Source organism: Alkalicoccobacillus gibsonii, assembly GCF_016798245.1.
In the GTDB taxonomy this organism is placed as follows: domain Bacteria; phylum Bacillota; class Bacilli; order Bacillales; family Bacillaceae_D; genus Alkalicoccobacillus; species Alkalicoccobacillus gibsonii.
Map to the genome: position 1 here is coordinate 303,194 of NZ_JAEUZA010000003.1, position 19,932 is coordinate 323,125.

Sequence of the window (19,932 nt, forward strand, 5' to 3'; positions counted from 1 at the left end):
AAGAAGCTCCCATTTAATCAATTCAAGTTCCCATCATGCGTCGTTAATATACGATAAAGGTCCGGACGACGATCGCGGAATAATCCCCATTCCACACGTTGTGCTTCGAGCTGTGCCAGATCAAAGTCTGCGTATAGAATTTCCTCTTGATCGCGACTTGCCTCTTCGATGACAGCTCCAGTTGGTCCTGCGATGAAGGACGAGCCATAGAAGGTAATGCTTGAATCTTCATCTGTCTCCACTCCGATTCGGTTTGAGGCGATTACTGGAACGAGGTTTGTGGCAGCATGACCAAGCATGCATGTTTGCCAATGCTGTTTGCTATCAACACTTGAATCCTCTGGCTCAGAACCGATCGCTGTTGGATATAAAAGAATTTCGGCTCCTTGAAGGGCCATTGCGCGTGCTGCTTCTGGGAACCATTGGTCCCAACAGATGCCTACGCCAACTTTTCCTACACGTGTGTTCCAGACTTTAAATCCAGTGTCGCCTGGGGTGAAGTAGTATTTCTCTTCGTAACCGGGTCCATCAGGGATATGACTTTTACGATAAGTCCCGAGTATCGTTCCATCTGCATCAATCATTGCAACAGAATTATAGCGAGCTGTGTTTTTCTTTTCATAAAAGCTAATTGGGAGCACGACACTTAATTCGTTAGCAAGCTTTTGAAAATGCTGAATCGCTGGATTTTCTTCTACTGTTGTTGCATAAGCGTAGTAAGCCGGCTTTTCCTTTTGACAGAAATAAGGTGTTTCAAAAAGCTCTTGAAGAAGAATGAGGTTTGCCCTGTTTGCTGCTGCTTCTCTCACAAGCTTGTCCGCTCGTGCAATATTTGTTTGAACGTCTGCATCACAGCTCATCTGTGTCGCAGCTACTTTTATTGTACTCATGTAGAACTCCCTCCTGAAGGAATTTGTTGAGTTGTGCAATGCACATTCCCACCCTCTGCAATAATAGCCATTCCGTCAATGGTACGAATGGTGCGATCAGGAAAAGCTTGTTGTAAAACAGCTTCTGCCTTTTTATCATATTCACTTGCATCTCCGCCAAAAACAGGCAGGATCAAGCCATCGTTTACTAGATAGAAATTAATATAACTTAATGTCAGGCGCTCACCGTTAAGCTCACGATAGGGAGGCTGCTCAATTTGAATAACTTCAAATGAACGCCCGGCAGCGTCTTTCTCTTTTGAAAGGATCCTAAGATGCTCTTGACTCCGCTCATAATTCGGATCAGTTGGATCTGTACAAACCTGCAATAAGACTTTACCCGGTGCAGCAAAACATGCAACATTGTCCACATGCCCATCTGTTTCATCACCTTCTAAACCTAAAGGAAGCCAAACAATCTTGCTGACACCAAGTAGCTGCTGCAAATGCTCTTCCACATCAGACTTACTTAATTCTGGGTTACGATTAGGATTGAGCAAACATTCCTCAGTGGTAAGCAATGTTCCTTCGCCGTCTACGTGGATACTTCCGCCTTCTAGAATAAGCGGTGCATCAACAGCAGGAACCTTCATAAAAGTAAGAAGGGCAGGTGCAACTTCATCATCAAGATCCCACGGTTCATATTTTTCTCCCCATGCATTAAAACCCCAATTGATGCCAACCAATTGATTGTCGCCATCGCGAACAAATGTCGGTCCGTTATCTCTTAACCACGCATCATTATGTGGTAGGGAAACAAGTTCAACAGGAGCATGTGAAAAGCGAGAAGCAACGGATTCCTCGTCTTCTGGGTTGACCACAACAAGGACTGGCTCAAACTCACTTATAGCGGAAATTAACTGTTCATACCCATTACAGACGTCTGCATATTGGTCAGGATAGACCATCGATTCTTTAACTGGCCAAGCAATCATCGTTCTAGCATGGCGTGCCCATTCGGCAGGCATTGTATAGCGTTTATCTATCATGTTATTCACTCAATTTCATTAGGTATTTTTTCTCGTTCTATCATACTCTAATTCAATTAATAAAGAAATATGGGGATCTACTCAATCATGTCTAATTCAAAAACGTTCTGTTAATCATCTGACAAGGGACCCATTAATCAGTGGAAATGATGCTATACTTAAACCAGAATAAAGAAGGCAGGAGTGTTGTGTACATGATTGATCTTCGAAGTGATACGGTTACAAAGCTAACAGACCGGATGAGGCAGGAAATGTTTAAAGCGGAGGTAGGCGATGATGTGTATCGTGATGACCCCACGATACAAAAGCTTGAAGAGTTAGCTGCTGACATGCTTGGGAAGGAAGAAGCGCTTTTTGTCACGAGCGGTACGCAGGGGAATCAGATTGCAGTACTTGTACATTGCTCCCTTGGCCAGGAAATCATTTTAGAGGAAGGGTCACACATCTTCAGATACGAAGGGGGGGCGACTTCTGCTTTTGCTGGGATTCAACCGTTTCCGATAAAAGGAGAAAGAGGCATCATGAGCGCGGTTGATGTAGAAGCAGCGATTCGTGGTACAGATATCCATGAAGCGGAAACAGGGTTAATCTGTTTAGAGAATACACATAACCGGGCAGGCGGAACGGTTATGTCTCCTGAGAAAATGAAGGAAATCTATGAAGTGGCTGAGCGTCACAGGATCCCTATCCATTTAGATGGAGCTAGACTGATGAATGCTGCTGTTGCCTTAAAGCGTCCGATGACTGATTTTACGCAATACGTGACGACTGTTCAGATCTGTTTATCGAAAGGTCTGGGGGCACCAGTCGGGTCAATCATTGCGGGAAGCACTGAATTTACTGCGAAAGCTAGAAAGTGGAGAAAACGATTAGGTGGCGGGTTGCGCCAGGCGGGTGTATTAGCCGCTCCTGGTATTGTTGCTCTCACAGAAATGATTGACCGTTTGAAAGAGGACCATGAGCATGCTGCATGGTTAGCGAATCAGATCAATTCAATTCCAGGTTTGAATGTAGCCTCCGAAGTAGAGACAAACATTGTCATGATGGATGTGTCAGAAACAGGATTAACTTCTAAGCAATTTGTTGAAAAGTTAAAGGATCATGGTGTTCTTGCAAATCCATTTGCACCAACCATTGTACGGTTGGTTACGCACTATGATGTCTCAAAGGCTGATATTCACCAAACTGCAGAAGTACTTAAGAACATTGTTACAAGTAACGTAGGTTCATAAATAAAAAGCAGAAGCCTCATCTACAAGGTCTTCTGCTTTTCTTTATTATGCCTTATTTTTCTGCGCCTTCATCAATTTGCTTAGCGACAACATCCAAGCTAGCTGAGTAAGCTAATCCTTGATACTCGTTTCCGGCGTTCTCATCAAGCTTTACTCCGAAGTTAAGATCGATGTACTGTGATTCATCTAGCTGCCAGAACTCATTTGTTGAACCTGTTAGTGCACCGTCACCAATTAAGAACCCGCCACTACTTACAGCACCTTCACTAAACGCTCTAAATTCAGGAGCTTCGACGATTCCACTTACAACCTCAGCACCTTCCGCAATATCAGCAATCGCTGCTTGTGTTTCCACTTCATTCGTTACGCCATCAAACAATTCCTGAAGCTTAATTTGACTAGCTTCAAGCACGTCACGACTCGGTTGAGATGTGTACTTGATTGCTATGTACCCCACTTTAAATGAAGAAATATCAACGTTTTTATCTAATTCATGTGAGAACTCAACCTCAAGATTTGTATCCATGCTGCCAGTGTTCTCGATTGTTAGCCAATCGCCAAACACAAGATTGGATGGAGCAAACCCGCTGTAGTTCACGATATTTTCTTCAATATCTTGTCCATTATTAATTTCTAGTGTACCTGTTTGTAGTTGACCAGTTGCTTGGATTTCTGATGTAAACCAAGAGTATGATCCAAGCCCCGCTCCTAGCACTAATGCACCTGCTACTGATACCCCGAGTAATACTTTTTTTGTTTTTTTCATCTTAAATGGCCTCCTCGTTTTTGGTTGATTTCGGTTTGGATAAGCGTTCATACACAGTGATACCGACATAGGCTACAAGTGGAAGAACGATGACAAGCCCAAAGCCAATTGGTTCTGAAAGAAATCTTGATAAAAAGCCAAGCTTTGGAATGTGAAAGAGCACTTTCCCTATGACTTGTCCTTCTTGCACTGGCTCGGCATCAATCACATTGTTGTTATCCCCTTTAGTCGTGAAGGAGAGCTGGTTCTCTTGAGTGTTTGTTTCAGTAATTCTATGTGTAACTCGATTGCCTTCAGGTGTACCAAACGTAATAATGTCATCTTTAACAAGGTCGCTTGCCTCTGTTTGTTTAATAAAGATAACGTCACCTTCACTGAACTCAGGCTGCATACTATTGGAGAGGATCGTTAGCGCTGAGAATCCAAAAAGGTGAGGTGTGCTCTCACTTTGCTGTTGACTTTGAATGAAAACAAACAGTACTCCTAAGCAAAGGAGTCCAACAAAGGACTTAATAACGAACGAGATTGTTCGTTTGAACATAAAAGGACCTCCTGTCATTAAGAGCAACAGTTTCAAAAGATGGAGAAAGTGCTTGTATACAAGCACTTTCCAATCTAATGATCTTGCAAGTTAGTTAGTAATACCTGCAGCAAATGGGATACGGTAGCTTTCCTCAGCATCCGCTTGGTTTGTTACGTTGATATAGCCTTCATATGTTCCTGTTTCTGTTGTTTTTGGACTAACAAAGAAGAAGTTTTTAGAAACAGTTGTATTAGCAGGAACGACAACCTTCTGTGGTGCTTGTACAGTGACTCCGTTTGCAAGTGCATCCTTTGATCCGCGAATACCAACATGATAGTCGACGTCAACTGTGAATGTTTTCTTTTCCGCGCTTGTATTTTTGAATGTAACGGATTGGATCTCACGTACATTTTTGCCTTTTGGAGCAAGAGCACCGTAATTAAGAGCGCCTGTTAGGTCTCTAATCTTTGTTACTTGATCGTTCTCATCTAAAGTTTCTGTTTCACCCTTCACTTGAATGAGCATATCAGACTCAATAGCGGCAACTGGATCAATTTGACCTGCACCAATTTCAAATACACTGTAATCAAGGGTCATTGGGTTTGCCGTATTCATAAGCGTTGTTTTTAAATCAGCTGGAGTCAGTTCAGGCTTTACTTCAAGAAGTAAAGCAGCCGTACCAGCAACGTGTGGAGCTGACATCGACGTACCTGATTTACGTCCATAAGCAAATTCATACTCACCAATGTAGTCAGGACCATTCATGTAACTAGGAACAGGTGATAGAGTACTAACACCTGGTGCACTCACTTCTGGTTTAATGGCAAATGAACCATTCACTGGACCACGTGAGCTGAAATCAGCCAAAACGCCACCGGCCGTTTGAGATTCAGAGCGATCTCCAAATGTGAATGTGCTATCTTCTGTAATTGCATCTCTTAATGCAATTCCATCTTCATACGTTAACGAGAAACCAGCGACAAAGTTTACGCCTTCTCCAAAATAGTTAGGAATGTGACCGGCACCTGGGAGGTTGTTATAAATGATAATCGCTTCAGCCCCAGCGGCTTTGGCATTAGCAATCTTATCAACGAATGCGAGCTCTCCGCGTGCAACAAGGGCCACTTTGCCCTCAGCGTCTACTTGATTAAAGTCACCTACAGAACCAAGGTTTGCAAAAACAATCTCATACTCTCCAGCTTCTAACGCATCAAAGTCAGTTTCAAAACCACTTGAGATATTTACAAGACCAGCAGAGAAATCATCATTTAAGTAGCCTGTAAAGTCAGTGAACACAAGTGGAACATCGTTTGCTCCAACAGTAATAGCTAAAGGAGAAGTACCTGGTGATCCTAGTGTGTACATTCCAGATCCGCTGTTTCCTGCTGAAACAACAGCTGTTACGCCACTTAGTACAGCGTTATTTACGGCAACGCTTGTTGGGTAAAGAGGGTCGTTGACGCCTGCACCTAGTGAAAGATTAATGACATCCATTCCATCTTCAACAGAGCGCTCAATTCCACCAAGAACATCTGCTGTATATCCAGATCCATAAGGTCCTAAAACACGGTACGAATACAGATCAGCATCTGGAGCAATTCCAGTTGTTGCATAATCAGATTCGTTGTCACCTTGACCTGCGATTGTTCCAGCTACGTGTGTACCGTGAGATGTGTAATAAGAGTTTCCGTTTGCATTAAACTCAGGCATTCCGGAGGCTAACCAATCATCATACGTTGTTTCTTGAGCATCATCGTCGTTATCAACGAAGTCATAGCCACCTTTATACGCTGCGGCAAGATCCGGATGAGTATAATCAATTCCAGTATCAATGACACCGACCTTGACACCCTCACCGGTGATTCCTTCAACATGCAACCTATCAACACCTAAGTATGGAACGCTATCAGCCATGTAAGGCTCAATCGCTTCTTCTAATACGGTTTCATCAAGTACTGGGTCTATTAATTGAACTTCATCATTCTCCCAAATCGTTTTAACACCTTCTACCTCGCTAAGTGCTTCTAATTGATTGGCAGGTAATTCAATGGTAAAACCATTAAATACCGTTTGGTACGTATGGGTAATCGTATAAGTGGAATCAGTAGTTGATAGATCTTCCTCGAATGAATCCTGTGAAGCTTCTACTTTAGCCTTTGCACTTGCTTCTGATAGAGTCTCACCTTTTTCCTCGGCTTCTGCTATTGCTAGTTGCTCAGGAAGCTCTTCTAGTTCAACGATCACAGACACTTTCTCGTCGCTATTCAGGTTAATATCGTCTGATAGCTGCAAGGAAGCTGCCTTTTCCTCGGCTGTAGCAAGTTGTGGAGTATAAAGTCCTCCGAATACAAGTGTTGTTGACAACGCGGATAAGACCATGACGTTCCACGGCTTACTTTTCTTTAGATTTGTATTCAATCACAAAGCTCCTCTCAAAACATAGTTATTTGTTATGAGGAGTAGTATAGCGAAATAATAGAGGGTATAAGGTCATTTTAAGGATTAACACAAATTGTGATGAAATCTAGTGAATGAATCAGGACCAAAGATCGATTCGGTTAGGCATTCGTGAGAGAAATAGTAGAGGAACTAGGATTTTTACTAATATGAACTTTCAGATATTTGCGAGAATATTAGAAAAATCACGTAGAATTTTGATATAATTAAGAATAATAGAAGGGAAAAAAGAGAAATAATGAAAAAGTCCTTATCCGCTTTGTAACAAAAGTCATGTTTAACTAGGCGTAAAAACGGGTAAGTCCCGGTTGTGAAAAACTGGAATGAGAAGGGTAGGTTTTGTTCTGTGCATGAAGGTCTCATTATTAAATATTATCGTGAAAAACATAATTTCACGCAGCAACAGCTCTGTAAGGGGATTTGTTCTGTTGCTCATATGAGTAGGATTGAACGGGGAACAGCTCATTATTCTACAGAAATCACTCAGCTTCTAAGTGAACGTCTTGGTGTTAATATCGGTCAAGAGGTGCTGAAGTTTGAAGAATTAAAAGAAACGCTAAAGCAATGGCATGATACGATGATTATGCAAGATCGAGAGAAAACAGAATCGTATAAGCAAACTCTCGAACATAATGAGTTACTTGAACGGTCAGATCTAGCCTTTTACTATCAGTTGTTGCAAGTGCGTTATCTTTTAACAAATAGAGAATTAAAGAAAGCGCGTCGCTTACTTACACAGATCGAGACAAAGAAACATGTACTCGGGGAACGAGAAGCCCAACTCTTTTTACATATGAGCGGGGCGTACTATTTATTTACAGGTGATTATTCAAAAGCCTTAGAATACTTTAAACAAATTGAACCTGACTTGTATCGAAATAATGAATTCTACTATCATCTTGCTATTACTTGTTACCGCTTTGGTCATTATGTAAAAGCATATGAATACGCTAGGACCAGCCTGAACTACTTTAAACAAGCCAATCATTTCCGAAAGATTATTGATGCAGAAACGTTAATCCTGCTGACACAAGGGGGACAGATTGTCCAAGAAGATATTGAAGAGATGAAAAAGAAATATATGAATCTTATGCGAAGCTGTGATTTATTTGGAGAAATAGAAAAGAAGGCTATACTGATGGGGAACTTGGGTCAAGAATACTTTCTTCGATCAAAGAACAGGGAAGCAAATACCTATTACAGGTCTGCTATTGACTTGTTTAAACAATGCCCCAACCCAACCTATTTGACCGCACTTTTTGGCTACATACACACAAGTTATTTGATTACCGATGGCAGGAATCAACAACAACTGAATGAGTTAGTGAAAGAGGGTATGCAACTAGCCACAAGGGTTGGGAATGATGGGGACCTAATGAAGTTTAAGCTCTTAACGTTTTTACTTAAAAATCAAATGCATCGCTACTACTCTTACTTACATGAAAGCTTTATTCCTTATTTAAGGAAGAGTGGGAATATCACACTTGCTACTTATTATGAAAAGCAGCTCTTTAAGCATTACCTTGCTATAAATGAAGGAGAAAAAGCATCAGAAGTTGCTTTTTCGTATATACAAGGGAGCTAGAGCCAAGCAGGGTGAAATCAACATTTCACCCTGCTTTTTCAGATTTAAAAGATGGTAACGCTTTAATAAAAATGGAAGCCGGAAAATGATTTACAACGTTGTTACCTGGTGCTATGATTACTGAATAAACAGACAAATGAGGCGGTATAATCTGTTCTGAGACGCTTGGAATGGTTATTTTTTAACATCGCACTTTATTGATTTAAACCGTTTTAGTAAAGAGAGAATAAATGCTTGAAGGATAGGTTGGGGAGTGTAGTCGTGAAGGAATATGTGATTGATCGAATGTATAAGGCATCTGCAGGAGTTGCGAATGCAGTTCTTGTAACGCTTGCAATAGGGTTATTATTTGAAACGTTTGGTAACTTTTTAGGATGGGGTGCTTTTCTAACGATAGGAGGAATTGCTAAGGTCTTACTTGCACCGGCGATTGGTGCAGGAGTCGCATATCAACTTGGAGGCAATACCCTCGTTATCTATAGTGCATTAATCTGTAGTACAGTTGGTGGAGGGGCAATGCAATTAACTGAATCTGGTATGGTTATGGTAACTGGTCAACCAGTAAGTGCATTAATCGCCGCTCTCGTTGCAACCTACGTTGGAAAAAGAGTAACAGGGAAGACAAAGCTAGATCTTATGGCTATTCCTCTTGCTGCAACGCTTGCAGGAGGTGTCACAGGTGTTGCGGCTGCAGCGGTTGCCACACCTTTACTTACAGCGATGAGTGCTGAAATTACTAGCTCTGTACAAGGATCGCCCGTTCTCGCATCCATGGTAATCGCACTGGCTTGGAGTGTGCTGCTCATGACTCCAGCTTCATCAGCAGCTCTGGCCATCGCCTTACAGATGGATCCTGTTTCTAGTGCTGCAGCACTGATTGGGTGCACTGCTCAATTTGCAGGTTTTACAGCGATGTCACTTAGACAAAATGACTTAGGAGGATTTTTGGCTCAATCCTTAGTGACACCAAAAGTCCAATTTCCTAACCTAGTAAAAAATCCGAGATTGGTCATTCCAACATTTGTATCATCAATTATTTGTGCACCGATCGCGACCATTTTGTTTCAATTTGAAGCTTCATATGAACTCGCCGGATTAGGAATGAATTCACTAATTGCTCCGTTAAGCCTATTATCTACTCAAGGCTGGACTGGATTATCCATCTTCTTGTTAATGGGCGTTGTCGTTCCAATCTGTATCTCGCTTACGCTATACACATTTATTAAGCGTTTAGGCTGGGTTAAACCAAATGCCCTACACGTTGAGGTTCAATAAGTAAAAGATAAAGAAGAGCCTAGGACGTAACTAAAAACGCAAAAATGGCGAATGATTCGATTGCAGAATCATTCGCCTTTCGTGATTTTATTTGAACAAGCGGAGGGAGAATCCGAGACTCCTACGGAACAGAACGTGGTGAAGACACTGTAGCGGCGCTTTTCCCGCGAAAGGGGCTGAGGCCGTTCCCGTGGAAAGCGAGGAATTCTCCTGTAGCGGATTATTTGCTATATTCGTGTTTGAGGCAACATTAATGTTACGTCCCTTACTCTTTGTATGCACCCAACGTTAATTAATAATCCCATGATAAATAATCTCAACATCCACATTCGCTTTCATCTCAATGGTCGGATACACATCTTTCCATTTTATATTTTGCCAATCTGAATAGTAAAATGCGTTTACCTGACGACCAATGGCTAGATAATCGCAATTGGCTTCCTTTATTTTTGTAAGGACAATGTTGGCTTCCTTCGTTAATTCCTCTGAAAGCTGTGTATTCAATCTTTTTATGACATGCCTTTTGTACAAGTCATCTCCTGGGTATTCATTAGCATTCATTTTTAAAACGAGATCAATTTGAACCTCAAAGTTTCCGAGCTCATTTTTCGACAGCCTCAGGTTTCGCTTCATATGTTCCACATCAACCGTCACATAATCATATAAAGGATCCACTTCATCAGTCTGAACCTTTCGTGTCATCCGATGAGCTCCTTTTTTACTATTAGCTAGTAAGAGAAGTATGATGGATTCCTCAGAATCAAGCTCACCGGTCATTCTTCGATCACTAAATAGAGCAGTGCCGATAAGCTTAGCACCAGCTTTCTGTTCGACTGTTTTTAACCGTGGCATTACAATATCCTGTCCATCGTCATAGAGGGTTGTTAGTGTGTTCTGAAGATTAACAGCCGGGATAACACCTGTGTCCTCGGCGCTAATTAACAGATCTCTTATATAGTCACTAATTAATGGCTTGTTCTCTGTTTCTGCATGCAATATGGGTTCTGCTTCTCCTTCAATGACTGCTAAACGTGCAGTTAATGCACTCAGGGGAGAGCGGTAATTACCATCCAACGCAGCATAGATATCTTTTTCTGCAAGTTTCCGACTAAACATGGTCACTTGGTTCTTAGATGCGAACAATTCACTTCCAACCTTTTTATCTAATTCCGTTCGGCCGTCCCGTATCGATTTACCCTCAGCTGAGACGATTGTGGTGGTAGTGGGTACTTTTTCATTGGAGTTTCCACTAACAAGAGCAATCGTCAGTTTGACCGTGCCGTTGTCAGAATCATAATCAATGGCTTGACTATTAATAAGCGCAACATCTTTTAGTAATTGTTCATCCCAACATCCTGATAAGAAAAAGAGAGAAACAAGAATGATGATTATGGTGCGTTGTTGAATCATGTAGATTCCCTCCTTTTAAATAAGACGGCAAATAGGAGTAACAGAATTGGGATTACAACTACAAAGACTGCACCTATGTAGTCAATATAGATGAGCAACCTTCTAAGGGTTAGAAGGTTCTGAGGAATTAAAGCAAAAACCGTAATAATGACACATGCTAATATGTTAAAACCTAAGCGATTGGAACTTGAACGCTGGAAAACTGTAGCCATCCCCGTTGAGATGATATATAAATAACCAACAATTGTGGCTAGGACTGTGACGGACCAGAACGCTAAGAATATTAAATCAATTCGCTCAATCAACACAAGAGAGATCGTTTTGACCATATATAAGAGTGGTTCTGGAAGAATTTCGAATTGTCCAGGACTGAAATACACAAATGCAGCTATGATGGTAAATACATAAATCGCTGTAACCATAATATTGGCATAGGTGGCTGACAATAGTTTTTCTTTATCAGAGCCCTCTATATATGGGTAAAGAATACTCAATATTAAAAAGCCCTGCATTGCTAAAGATCCTGTTAATACGCCCTTTAAAATATCCACAGTGTCAGAACTAAAAACAGGGAGAAGATATAGTGGTTCAGAATCAAAAAAAGCATAACAAGCTAGAAAAGGAACAAGTAATACTACAGGACCAATAATTGTAAGAAATCTGGCGATGATACGTAAATCACTATGGAGCAAATAAAAGCATCCCAATACAAACAAAGGAATCTTTACGATATCCGGTGTTTGACTTAAGACCCAGACAGAAATAAGGAAGTTAAAGAAGATCAAAATGATGGTGGTGAGTGATAAGAAGTATGTAATGTATAAAATAGAGACAAATTTTCCTACATACTTTCCAAGTAAGGATTCGAGTAGTTCAAAAAACGTCATAGATGGATAACGTTTACCTAGCTTCCAAATGACAAAAATGAGGAGCTGAGTAATTATTCCAGCTAAAATCATTGATAGCCAACCATCCGTTTTTGCGACTTTGTAGATGCTGTAAGGGAGAGTTAACACGCTAACAGCAATTTGAATTTGAGTAAAGAACCAAAAGAATTGAACGAGAGTGATACTACTGTTTTTTTTCACGCTTCCACCACCATGAATAGCCTTGTTGTTTGAGTTGCTTTGGTTTGACAGCCAGTGGTCTTGTGTTGAGTAACCAAACTGGCATACGAATAAATGTATCCTTCAAGTCCTTTAAGCGGAAAGGAGCGATAGGTGATAAGTAAGAGCTACCAAATGACGTGAGCTTGCAAAGGTGAATAAGAAGAAGCATTGAAGCAAGAGTCACACCTAAAATCCCAAATATAGATGCAAGGAACATAAACGGAAATCTAAGAACACGAACAACCGAATTCATTTCTGGGGATGGAATAACGAAAGATGCAATGGCTGTGAGTGCAACTACAATAATAACCATATTCGATACGAGACCAGCATTCACAACAGCTTCACCGATCACTAGACCTCCAACAATCCCAATTGTCTGTCCGATTGGAGATGGAAGCCGAACCCCAGCCTCACGAATGAGCTCAATGGTGAATTCCATAATTAACGCCTCAATTAAAGGGGGGTATGGGATATTCGCCAAGGAGTTTTTAATGGGTAAAATCAAAGGGTTTGGCAGCACTTCGTAATTAAAGGCAACGACAGAAATATAAAGAGCAGGAAGTGTGACAGCAATAACCAAACTTAGAAAGCGAATTAAGCGATAGAATGAACCCAAGATAAAGTGAACGTTGTAGTCATCTGGTGATTGAAAGAAGGCAAAGATTGAAATAGGAGCAATTAGAGCAGAAGGACTACCATCCGTTATAATCACGATGCGCCCCTCAAGTAAATGAGAGATGATTCGATCTGTCCGTTCTGTAAATAACACCTGTGGAAATGGAGTGATCACATCGTCTTGTATGTATTCTGCTATAAATCCTGGTGAGAGAACAAGATCAGACGAAATAGCATTAATTCGTTTAGTTATCTCATCTACCGTATTAGGGTCGGCAATGTCATTCATATATAAGATAGCGGTCTCACGTTTTAATTTATTTCCCACTGTTGTTTTCTTCACTGTAAATTCAGAGGTTTGTGCTCTACGACGAATTAAATTTAAATTAATAAATAGACTCTCAACCAATCCTTCGTGAGATCCGCGAACAACCTTTTCGTTACTAGGCTCCTCTATGCTCCTATTGAAATATAAGCCCGTATCCACAAAGATGATCTCGGTATCTTTTTCTAAAAGGATTGCAGCATACCCTGATGTTAGTAATCGAGTTTGTTCCGTGATGTTATTACTTACAACTTTCTTTGGAGCTGTGATCATATCTGCTAAAGAGTAACGATCGTCAAATCTTTCTTCCGAGAGAGGAGTGAAAAAGGACTCTTCTAATAGGTTATTATCAATTAATGATTCAAAATAAATAACCAATCCTTTTTTATCATGAAAATGAAAGGGTCGAGTTGTAAGGTCAGCTGAATTATGATAAATGCGCTTAAACGAAGCCAAATCCGTTTCCGGGTTACCTGTTGCTCTAATTGGAGCAGCATTAAGCTCCTGACTGGATGTGGGTTTAATTCGTCTCGGATGTTTTCGCATCGTTTGTTCACTCCTCTCTGCAAGATTTCTTATAGTAAATTGCCCCAATAAGAGGAATTCATTCATTGGAGGAGAATTTGAAATTAAAAAAGCTGCTTCCTCTTGTCTAAGGAAACAGCTGAATGTTTTATACATTCTCTTTGATTTGTTTTTTCTTTTCTTCTACTTCTTCTGTGCTTTTTTCTTTTGAAAGAAACCAGCCAGCAAGAACAATAATCACGAGTACGCTATAGAAGAATACTTTCCAGCCTGTAGAGTGAGGGAAGTGAGAGTCAATGATCGCAAGCTCTGGATGAGCAAGTACGGTCACAACTAGCTTAACGCCTACCCAACCTACAATGATAAAGGCTGCACTTTCAAGACCAGGACGCTTCTCAAGAAGAACAACAAACTTCGTCGCTGCAAATCTCATGATCAATAGTCCGACAAGACCACCAATGAAGACGACTGCGAATTGACCTATATCTAAGCTTCCGACAGTACCAAGACCAGTTGGAGTAAGAGCCATAGCAAGTGCGACCGCAGCGAGAATTGAATCCACGGCAAAGGCGATATCAGCAAGCTCGACTTTAATAACAGTTGGCCAGAAGCCACCTTTTTTGCGTTCCTTTTTTAGCTTCTTATCCGCACCGCCATGCTTACTCACCACATGCTTTCGGAAGAGGTGGTTCAGAGCGATGAACAATAGGTAAAGGGCACCGATTGCTTGAATTTGCCAAACATCCACAAGAAACGAGATCAGGAATAAAGAAGCAAAGCGAAAAACAAACGCACCCGCTAAACCATAAAGTAATGCTTTTTTTCGATCTTCTTCTGGTAAATGCTTAACCATGATCGCAAGAACGAGGGCATTATCGGCTGACAGAACACCTTCTAACGCAATTAAAACAAGTAACACCCAACTGTATTCTAAGAGTAGGGCCACATCCATTTTTTTATCTCCTCTCTGATGTGCTTCTACCGAGCCACTACACAACAGAGGTTAATGAATAGAAAAAAGACCTCTGCCATGGAATTGGCAAAGGTCTTGCTGAGCATTATGTATCTATGCCAACAAAGCCGGCGGACGTTAGCCCACGAAATGACGACTTTGTTTCAAGTTTAAAGTAAACTTGACGCTACTCCCCTTTGGAAGAAACCGTATGAAGTTATATAAATCATATCTCTGAACATGAAAACTGTCAACTGTTTCTTTTTGACTGATCAATTTAGTGGCATTTAGCCTAAAAGAAGCGATACACTAGAAGGTGTTAGCGTTGGTACGATTAAAGGAGCAATGATAAATGGCTGAACAACGAAAGATGGATTTACCTGAAATCCTCATTATGACCAGTGTTGAAGCGGAGAAAGATGCCTTAGAACGAGGGTTAAACGGTTCTACACAATTTAAGGTGGCACTTACTGGTGTCGGTCCAGCAAGAGCGGCAGCACGCACAGCAACTGAGCTTGCTGAACATTCGTATAGGTATGTCATTAATGCAGGAATTGCTGGTGGCTTTAAAGACAAAGCACCTGTTACGTCCATTGTTGTAGCAAGCGAGATCGTGGCAGCTGATCTCGGTTCGGAATCAGAAGAAGGTTTTTTGCCAGTAGACGATTTAGGCTTGGGACAAGCATCTATTCAAACGGCACAACTCTTTTCGTCTGATCTTGAACAGAGGCTTAGGGAAAACGAAGAAACGGTGACCTTAGCGCCCATTTTAACGTTAGCGACCGTAACTGGTACAAGCAAAACAACTTACGCGTTACAACAGCGTTTTCCAATCGCTGCCGCAGAAGCGATGGAAGGACACGGTGTTGCAACCGCAGCTGAATTAGCTGGCATTCCAGTACTAGAGGTTCGTGCCATTTCAAATGAAATCGGCCCACGAAATCGTGAAGCCTGGAAGATAAAAGAAGCACTTCAAGCACTTGAACGTGTAGGACGTGCATTAACGGAGGTCTTTTCATGAATATTGCCTTTTCACCTTGTCCAAATGATACATTTGTTTTCCATGCGTTAGCCCATGGGCTCATTCCTGGAGCACCTGAACTAAATGTAACATTTGCTGATATTGATATTACAAATACATTGGCTGCAGATCGCACTGGTCCTGAGGTCATGAAGATTTCATTTGCAGCCCTACCCTGGGTATTGGACGATTATGAATTAATTCCATGCGGAGGGGCACTTGGAAGAGGTTGTGGTCCACTAGTATTAACAAAAGGGGATCAAAGTCCAACCGCTCTTTCTGGTAAACGTGTTGCTGTTCCAAGCGAACGCTCAACAGCCTATTTATTGTTCAGGCTATGGGCAGCAAACAAGGTTCCAGGTGGGGTTGGCGAGATTGTTGTTATGCCTTTTGATGAAATCATGCCAGCTGTTCAAGCTGGAACAATCGACGCAGGGCTTGTCATTCACGAAGCACGATTCACCTACCAAAACTATGGATTAAGTGTTGTTGCTGATATGGGCGAATGGTGGGAAGAAGATACAGGACTTCCCATTCCACTGGGTGCCATCATTGCAAAACGCGGGCAAGATACGGAGCAACTAACGGGTTGGATTCGTGCATCCGTAGAGTATGCGTTTAGTAATCCTACTGCTTCAAAGGATTATGTGATGGCTCATGCACAAGAAATGTCAGAGGATGTGGCAAATCAGCATATTAATCTATACGTCAATGAATTTTCACAGGACCTGGGTGATGATGGATACCATGCCATTGAAGCACTGTTAACACGAGCTGCAGGTGAAGGACTTGTACCTAAGATTGATCGGGACTTATTGTTTTCCCTAAAAGGAAAGTAAGCACGTTTTAGCGAAAGATTGAAAGGGAAGGACAATGAGTATTGGACAAGCCTGTGAGAGGAGAGATTCAGATTGAGTGAAACTGAATTGGAATTTCAACTGGTTAAGACAAATGGGGTTACACTACATGCGGTAACAGCTGGACCGAGAAATGGCCCACTTGTTGTATTGTTACATGGATTCCCTGAGTTCTGGTACGGATGGCGTAATCAAATCAAACCATTGGCAGAAGCGGGCTATCGCGTTCTGGTACCAGATCAACGAGGCTTTAACAAAAGCCAAAAGCCTGAAGGGATTGAACACTACACGCTCGACACATTAAGAGACGATGTGATCGGACTCATCAAGCTTTATAATCGTGAGAAGGCACATGTTATTGGACATGACTGGGGCGGTGCCGTTGCCTGGCATCTAGGGTCGACACGTCCAGAGTATGTTGAAACTCTTATCCCGATCAATATTCCACATCCGGCTATTATGCCGAAAGCGATGCTTACCATACCATTACAATGGTTACGTAGCTCGTACATGGCCTTTTTTCAGCTGCCTGAATGGCCAGAGAAGCTTCTATCTGCAGATCATTTTGAAGGCATGGCTAAAGGAATCAAGTTCTCCGCGAGCACGGGTGATGCATTCACTAGAGAGGATCTTGAAACGTATAAAGAGGCATGGGCGCAGCCTGGTGCAATGACGGCCATGTTAAACTGGTACCGTGCCATTCGAGCAGGATTGCCAGAGGGATTTGCTCATCCTGAAAAAGTAACGGTTCCAACGCGGATGATCTGGGGAGTAAATGATCCGTTCTTATCGAGAAAGCTTGCAAAGAAGAGTATTGAACATTGTGAGGATGGGACCCTTACCTTTGTTGGGGAAGCGACACACTGGGTCAGTCATGAGCAACCGGAAATCGTCAATCAATTAATCGCAAAGTACTTAAGCAACCAAGTGGTCGTCGGCTGATGACCACTTGGTTTTTTGATGGTTCTTGGTAATAGAGTGCAGGTTCTTGCTTGAGGTTGAGTTGTTCTTGGTATGGAAGGGTGGTTCTTGTTGATTGGTACATTGTTCTTGATACGTCATGCTCTTTTCATGTTAACAGCTGTTTAGTCTTACTAAGAGGTCAAGCTTTCATGGTTAAAATTCATTTTTCCTTGCTAAGGGTTCTTCCTTCTTGTGAAGGGGCTCAGTTCCATTGTTAAACTGTTACAGGGACTAACGTAACGGTTTGCGTGTAGTGAGTTAGTGTGTCTAGTGGAATGTCTTGATCTGCTTGCTTCCAAGTATCGCTAGGTAATTCATGCACAGAAAACGTAAGAGTAAGGGATTCTTTAAAAGGAAAGGGCTCTAACATGATTTCGCTTTCATTTTTCCACTCAGCTTGTATGCCCTTTGGTGCAAAGGGAAATGATTGAGCGAACCCGTTTTTAAACCACGATACCTCATCAGACTTTCGGATGCCTGGAGGGTTCATACAGATGTAAAGTGAGAGGTCGTCACAGAATTGAAGTAGGGTAAAATCCTGTGAACGTTCGCTTGCACTAGGACTTACTTCAAGTACATTTAGAATGGATTGCCGTCTGTTTTCTTCATGCGTCAAAAAATCTCTTACACCTGGCTCTGATGTAATCGATCCAGAAAAAAAGGAACAATAGTGCTTACTGCATAGGAAGGCAGAATAAGGAGAATGAACCTCGACTTCATCAACACCTTTTGTATAAGCTGCAATCTTCCATTCAAGAGGGAAGGAAATAAAGTCATATGGCATCTGTTGATTTGTTGCTACTCGCACCTTCTCATCAAGCGGGATCCAGGCGCGATCATGCTCATAAATACCTGTAAGTACAGACTCTGAAACAGGCTCGATCCAATGCTTAGCAATTTCCCCTGAGATATAGGCGTGGTCATGCTGACGAATACAGTGAAAGATCTGATCTTGCTTACGAATAATCATCGAGTGTATACCTCCCTTACGATTGTTACTGTTTATTTTACCATTTAAACGAAAAAAACGAAGCAGGCAAGCCTACTTCGCTTTTTGATTAATCAAACTGAACAGACACACCTAGATCCTTTAACAGCTCAAAATACGTTGGGCATGTTTTCGAAACGCAGCCTGGATCATTAATTGTAATCCCTGGAACCTTTAATCCAATTAATGATAGGGACATGGCTACCCTGTGATCATCGTACGAATCAAGAACAGCAGCTTTTGGTGTTCCCGGGTAAATCGTAAGTCCATCATTAAATTCTTCAACCTTTATGCCAAGCTTCGTTAACTCCGCACAAATAGCTGAGATTCGGTCTGACTCATGATGACGAATGTGCTCAACATCTCTTAACGTGATTGGTCCTGTTGCAAATGGAGCAAGAGCAGCAATGGTTAACGTCTGATCAGACATTTCCTTCATGCTAATGTCCAAATCACCTTGAAGCTGGTCTGTTCCTTGTACTTCAATAAAGTCCTCACCACGCGTCACGGTACAACCCATTTTTTCATATAAATCAACCATAAAAATATCAGGCTGATTTGTATCCATTGTCAGGTTTGTTACTTTGATGCGGCTATTCGTTAAAGCGGCCAAAGCAAAAAAATAACTTGCTGTTGAAGCATCTGCTTCTAAATCAAGCGTTTGACCAACATATGCGGAAGGAGGAATGACCATCGTTGTTAACTCATCATTCGCTTCAACCTTTGCACCAAATCGTTCCATCAGATTAATGGTAATTTTCACATAGGCATGTTGAACAATATGATCTGGTATTGTCACGGTTACTTCCTTCTCAGCATAAGGACTAGCAATGAGTAGACCGCTGATGAATTGGCTTGATTGCGCACCTGAAATCGTAACTGGCCCCCCCTTAAGGCCTTGACCTTTTACTTTTAGCGGGTAATAGCCCTCTGACTCAATCGATGCACCTAATGTACGAAGACCTTCAAGTAGCAGCTCTACTGGTCGTTGACTCATGCGCTCACTTGCTTCAACAAACCATTCCCCATTTTTAGCGGCAGCGAGTGTGCCCGGAAGGAATCTCGCGGTTGTTCCAGCTGCACCTATATATAAGTCAGCTTTTTTAACTGGCCAATCGCCTGCGCATCCTTCGATTTTAATGGTATCTCCATCAACTTTTGTTTGAATTCCTAGCTTATTTAACGTGTCGATGCACCAATAGGAATCATCACTACGTAGAATGCCTGAAAGTGTGGAAGGTCCCTCAGCCATCGCCGCGATAATGAGCGCTCGATTTGTGAAGCTTTTGCTTCCTGGAATGCGGATATCCTTATCAATTTTGTTCTCAAGTGGACTAATCGTTACAGTTTGAACACCATTTAATGATGACCAATCTGAACGAGCCCGAGAATCTGGAGTATGCACAGA

General features: G+C 41.8%; 17 protein-coding genes. 6 read left to right on the plus strand and 11 right to left on the minus strand.

What is annotated here, in order from left to right; genetic code table 11:
- Positions 1 to 17: 17 nt before the first annotated feature.
- Positions 18 to 890: an N-carbamoylputrescine amidase gene (gene aguB, locus JNO66_RS13100; RefSeq protein ID WP_203088799.1), complete on the minus strand. Its 873-nt coding sequence runs from the start codon at positions 888 to 890 to the stop codon at positions 18 to 20.
- Positions 887 to 1,918: an agmatine deiminase family protein gene (locus JNO66_RS13105; RefSeq protein ID WP_203088801.1), complete on the minus strand. Its 1,032-nt coding sequence runs from the start codon at positions 1,916 to 1,918 to the stop codon at positions 887 to 889. Before JNO66_RS13105 ends, aguB begins: the two co-directional genes overlap by 4 nt.
- A 194-nt stretch (positions 1,919 to 2,112) precedes the next feature.
- Between JNO66_RS13105 and ltaE the strand changes: the two genes are divergently transcribed.
- Positions 2,113 to 3,150, plus strand: a complete 1,038-nt coding sequence (gene ltaE, locus JNO66_RS13110) for a low-specificity L-threonine aldolase (RefSeq protein ID WP_203088803.1) — start codon at positions 2,113 to 2,115, stop codon at positions 3,148 to 3,150.
- Positions 3,151 to 3,202: 52 nt separating this feature from the next.
- On the opposite strand, the gene JNO66_RS13115 is transcribed toward ltaE, so the two are convergent.
- The 3 genes from JNO66_RS13115 to JNO66_RS13125 all read right to left on the minus strand — a co-directional run bounded on the left by JNO66_RS13115 (position 3,203) and on the right by JNO66_RS13125 (position 6,857).
- Positions 3,203 to 3,916, minus strand: coding sequence for a hypothetical protein (locus tag JNO66_RS13115; protein WP_203088805.1), 714 nt, complete (start codon positions 3,914 to 3,916; stop codon positions 3,203 to 3,205).
- 1 nt (position 3,917) lies between these two features.
- A complete protein-coding gene (locus tag JNO66_RS13120) occupies positions 3,918 to 4,457 on the minus strand; it encodes a signal peptidase I (protein ID WP_203088807.1) in 540 nt (179 codons plus the stop codon).
- A 90-nt stretch (positions 4,458 to 4,547) separates the two neighbouring features.
- Entirely contained in the window at positions 4,548 to 6,857 is a 2,310-nt protein-coding gene (locus JNO66_RS13125) for a S8 family serine peptidase (protein WP_203088809.1), read from the minus strand.
- Between the two features lie 385 nt (positions 6,858 to 7,242).
- On the opposite strand from JNO66_RS13125, the gene JNO66_RS13130 reads away from it, so the two are divergent.
- Positions 7,243 to 8,481 (plus strand): helix-turn-helix domain-containing protein, encoded by a 1,239-nt coding sequence (locus JNO66_RS13130; RefSeq protein ID WP_203088810.1) that lies wholly within the window; start codon positions 7,243 to 7,245, stop codon positions 8,479 to 8,481.
- Positions 8,482 to 8,766: 285 nt separating this feature from the next.
- Complete coding sequence (locus tag JNO66_RS13135) at positions 8,767 to 9,756, plus strand: PTS transporter subunit IIC (protein WP_203089359.1); 990 nt, start codon at positions 8,767 to 8,769, stop codon at positions 9,754 to 9,756.
- A 288-nt stretch (positions 9,757 to 10,044) separates the two neighbouring features.
- Here the strand turns inward: JNO66_RS13135 and JNO66_RS13140 are convergent, their stop codons facing one another.
- From JNO66_RS13140 to JNO66_RS13155, 4 genes are all read right to left on the minus strand, one after another.
- Positions 10,045 to 11,166 (minus strand): Ger(x)C family spore germination protein, encoded by a 1,122-nt coding sequence (locus JNO66_RS13140; protein ID WP_203088811.1) that lies wholly within the window; start codon positions 11,164 to 11,166, stop codon positions 10,045 to 10,047.
- Positions 11,163 to 12,254, minus strand: a complete 1,092-nt coding sequence (locus tag JNO66_RS13145) for a GerAB/ArcD/ProY family transporter (protein WP_203088812.1) — start codon at positions 12,252 to 12,254, stop codon at positions 11,163 to 11,165. The genes JNO66_RS13140 and JNO66_RS13145 overlap by 4 nt, the downstream gene beginning before the upstream one ends.
- A complete protein-coding gene (locus JNO66_RS13150) occupies positions 12,238 to 13,764 on the minus strand; it encodes a spore germination protein (RefSeq protein ID WP_203088813.1) in 1,527 nt (508 codons plus the stop codon). The genes JNO66_RS13145 and JNO66_RS13150 overlap by 17 nt, the downstream gene beginning before the upstream one ends.
- A gap of 127 nt (positions 13,765 to 13,891) precedes the next feature.
- Positions 13,892 to 14,695 carry a TerC family protein gene (locus tag JNO66_RS13155; RefSeq protein ID WP_203088814.1) on the minus strand — a complete coding sequence of 268 codons (804 nt, stop codon included), beginning with the start codon at positions 14,693 to 14,695 and terminating at the stop codon, positions 13,892 to 13,894.
- Positions 14,696 to 15,047: 352 nt separating this feature from the next.
- On the opposite strand from JNO66_RS13155, the gene JNO66_RS13160 reads away from it, so the two are divergent.
- From JNO66_RS13160 to JNO66_RS13170, 3 genes are all read left to right on the plus strand, one after another.
- On the plus strand, positions 15,048 to 15,716 hold the full coding sequence (locus JNO66_RS13160; protein WP_246483277.1) for a futalosine hydrolase: 669 nt from the start codon (positions 15,048 to 15,050) through the stop codon (positions 15,714 to 15,716).
- Positions 15,713 to 16,555, plus strand: a complete 843-nt coding sequence (locus tag JNO66_RS13165; protein WP_203088815.1) for a 1,4-dihydroxy-6-naphthoate synthase — start codon at positions 15,713 to 15,715, stop codon at positions 16,553 to 16,555. Before JNO66_RS13160 ends, JNO66_RS13165 begins: the two co-directional genes overlap by 4 nt.
- Before the next feature lie 72 nt (positions 16,556 to 16,627).
- Positions 16,628 to 17,515: an alpha/beta fold hydrolase gene (locus JNO66_RS13170; RefSeq protein ID WP_246483278.1), complete on the plus strand. Its 888-nt coding sequence runs from the start codon at positions 16,628 to 16,630 to the stop codon at positions 17,513 to 17,515.
- Positions 17,516 to 17,750: 235 nt separating this feature from the next.
- Here JNO66_RS13170 and JNO66_RS13175 read toward each other — a convergent pair whose 3' ends face one another.
- Positions 17,751 to 18,506, minus strand: coding sequence for a DUF3891 family protein (locus tag JNO66_RS13175; protein WP_203088816.1), 756 nt, complete (start codon positions 18,504 to 18,506; stop codon positions 17,751 to 17,753).
- An 88-nt stretch (positions 18,507 to 18,594) separates the two neighbouring features.
- A complete protein-coding gene (gene aroA, locus JNO66_RS13180; RefSeq protein ID WP_203088817.1) occupies positions 18,595 to 19,929 on the minus strand; it encodes a 3-phosphoshikimate 1-carboxyvinyltransferase in 1,335 nt (444 codons plus the stop codon).
- Positions 19,930 to 19,932 lie beyond the last annotated feature (3 nt).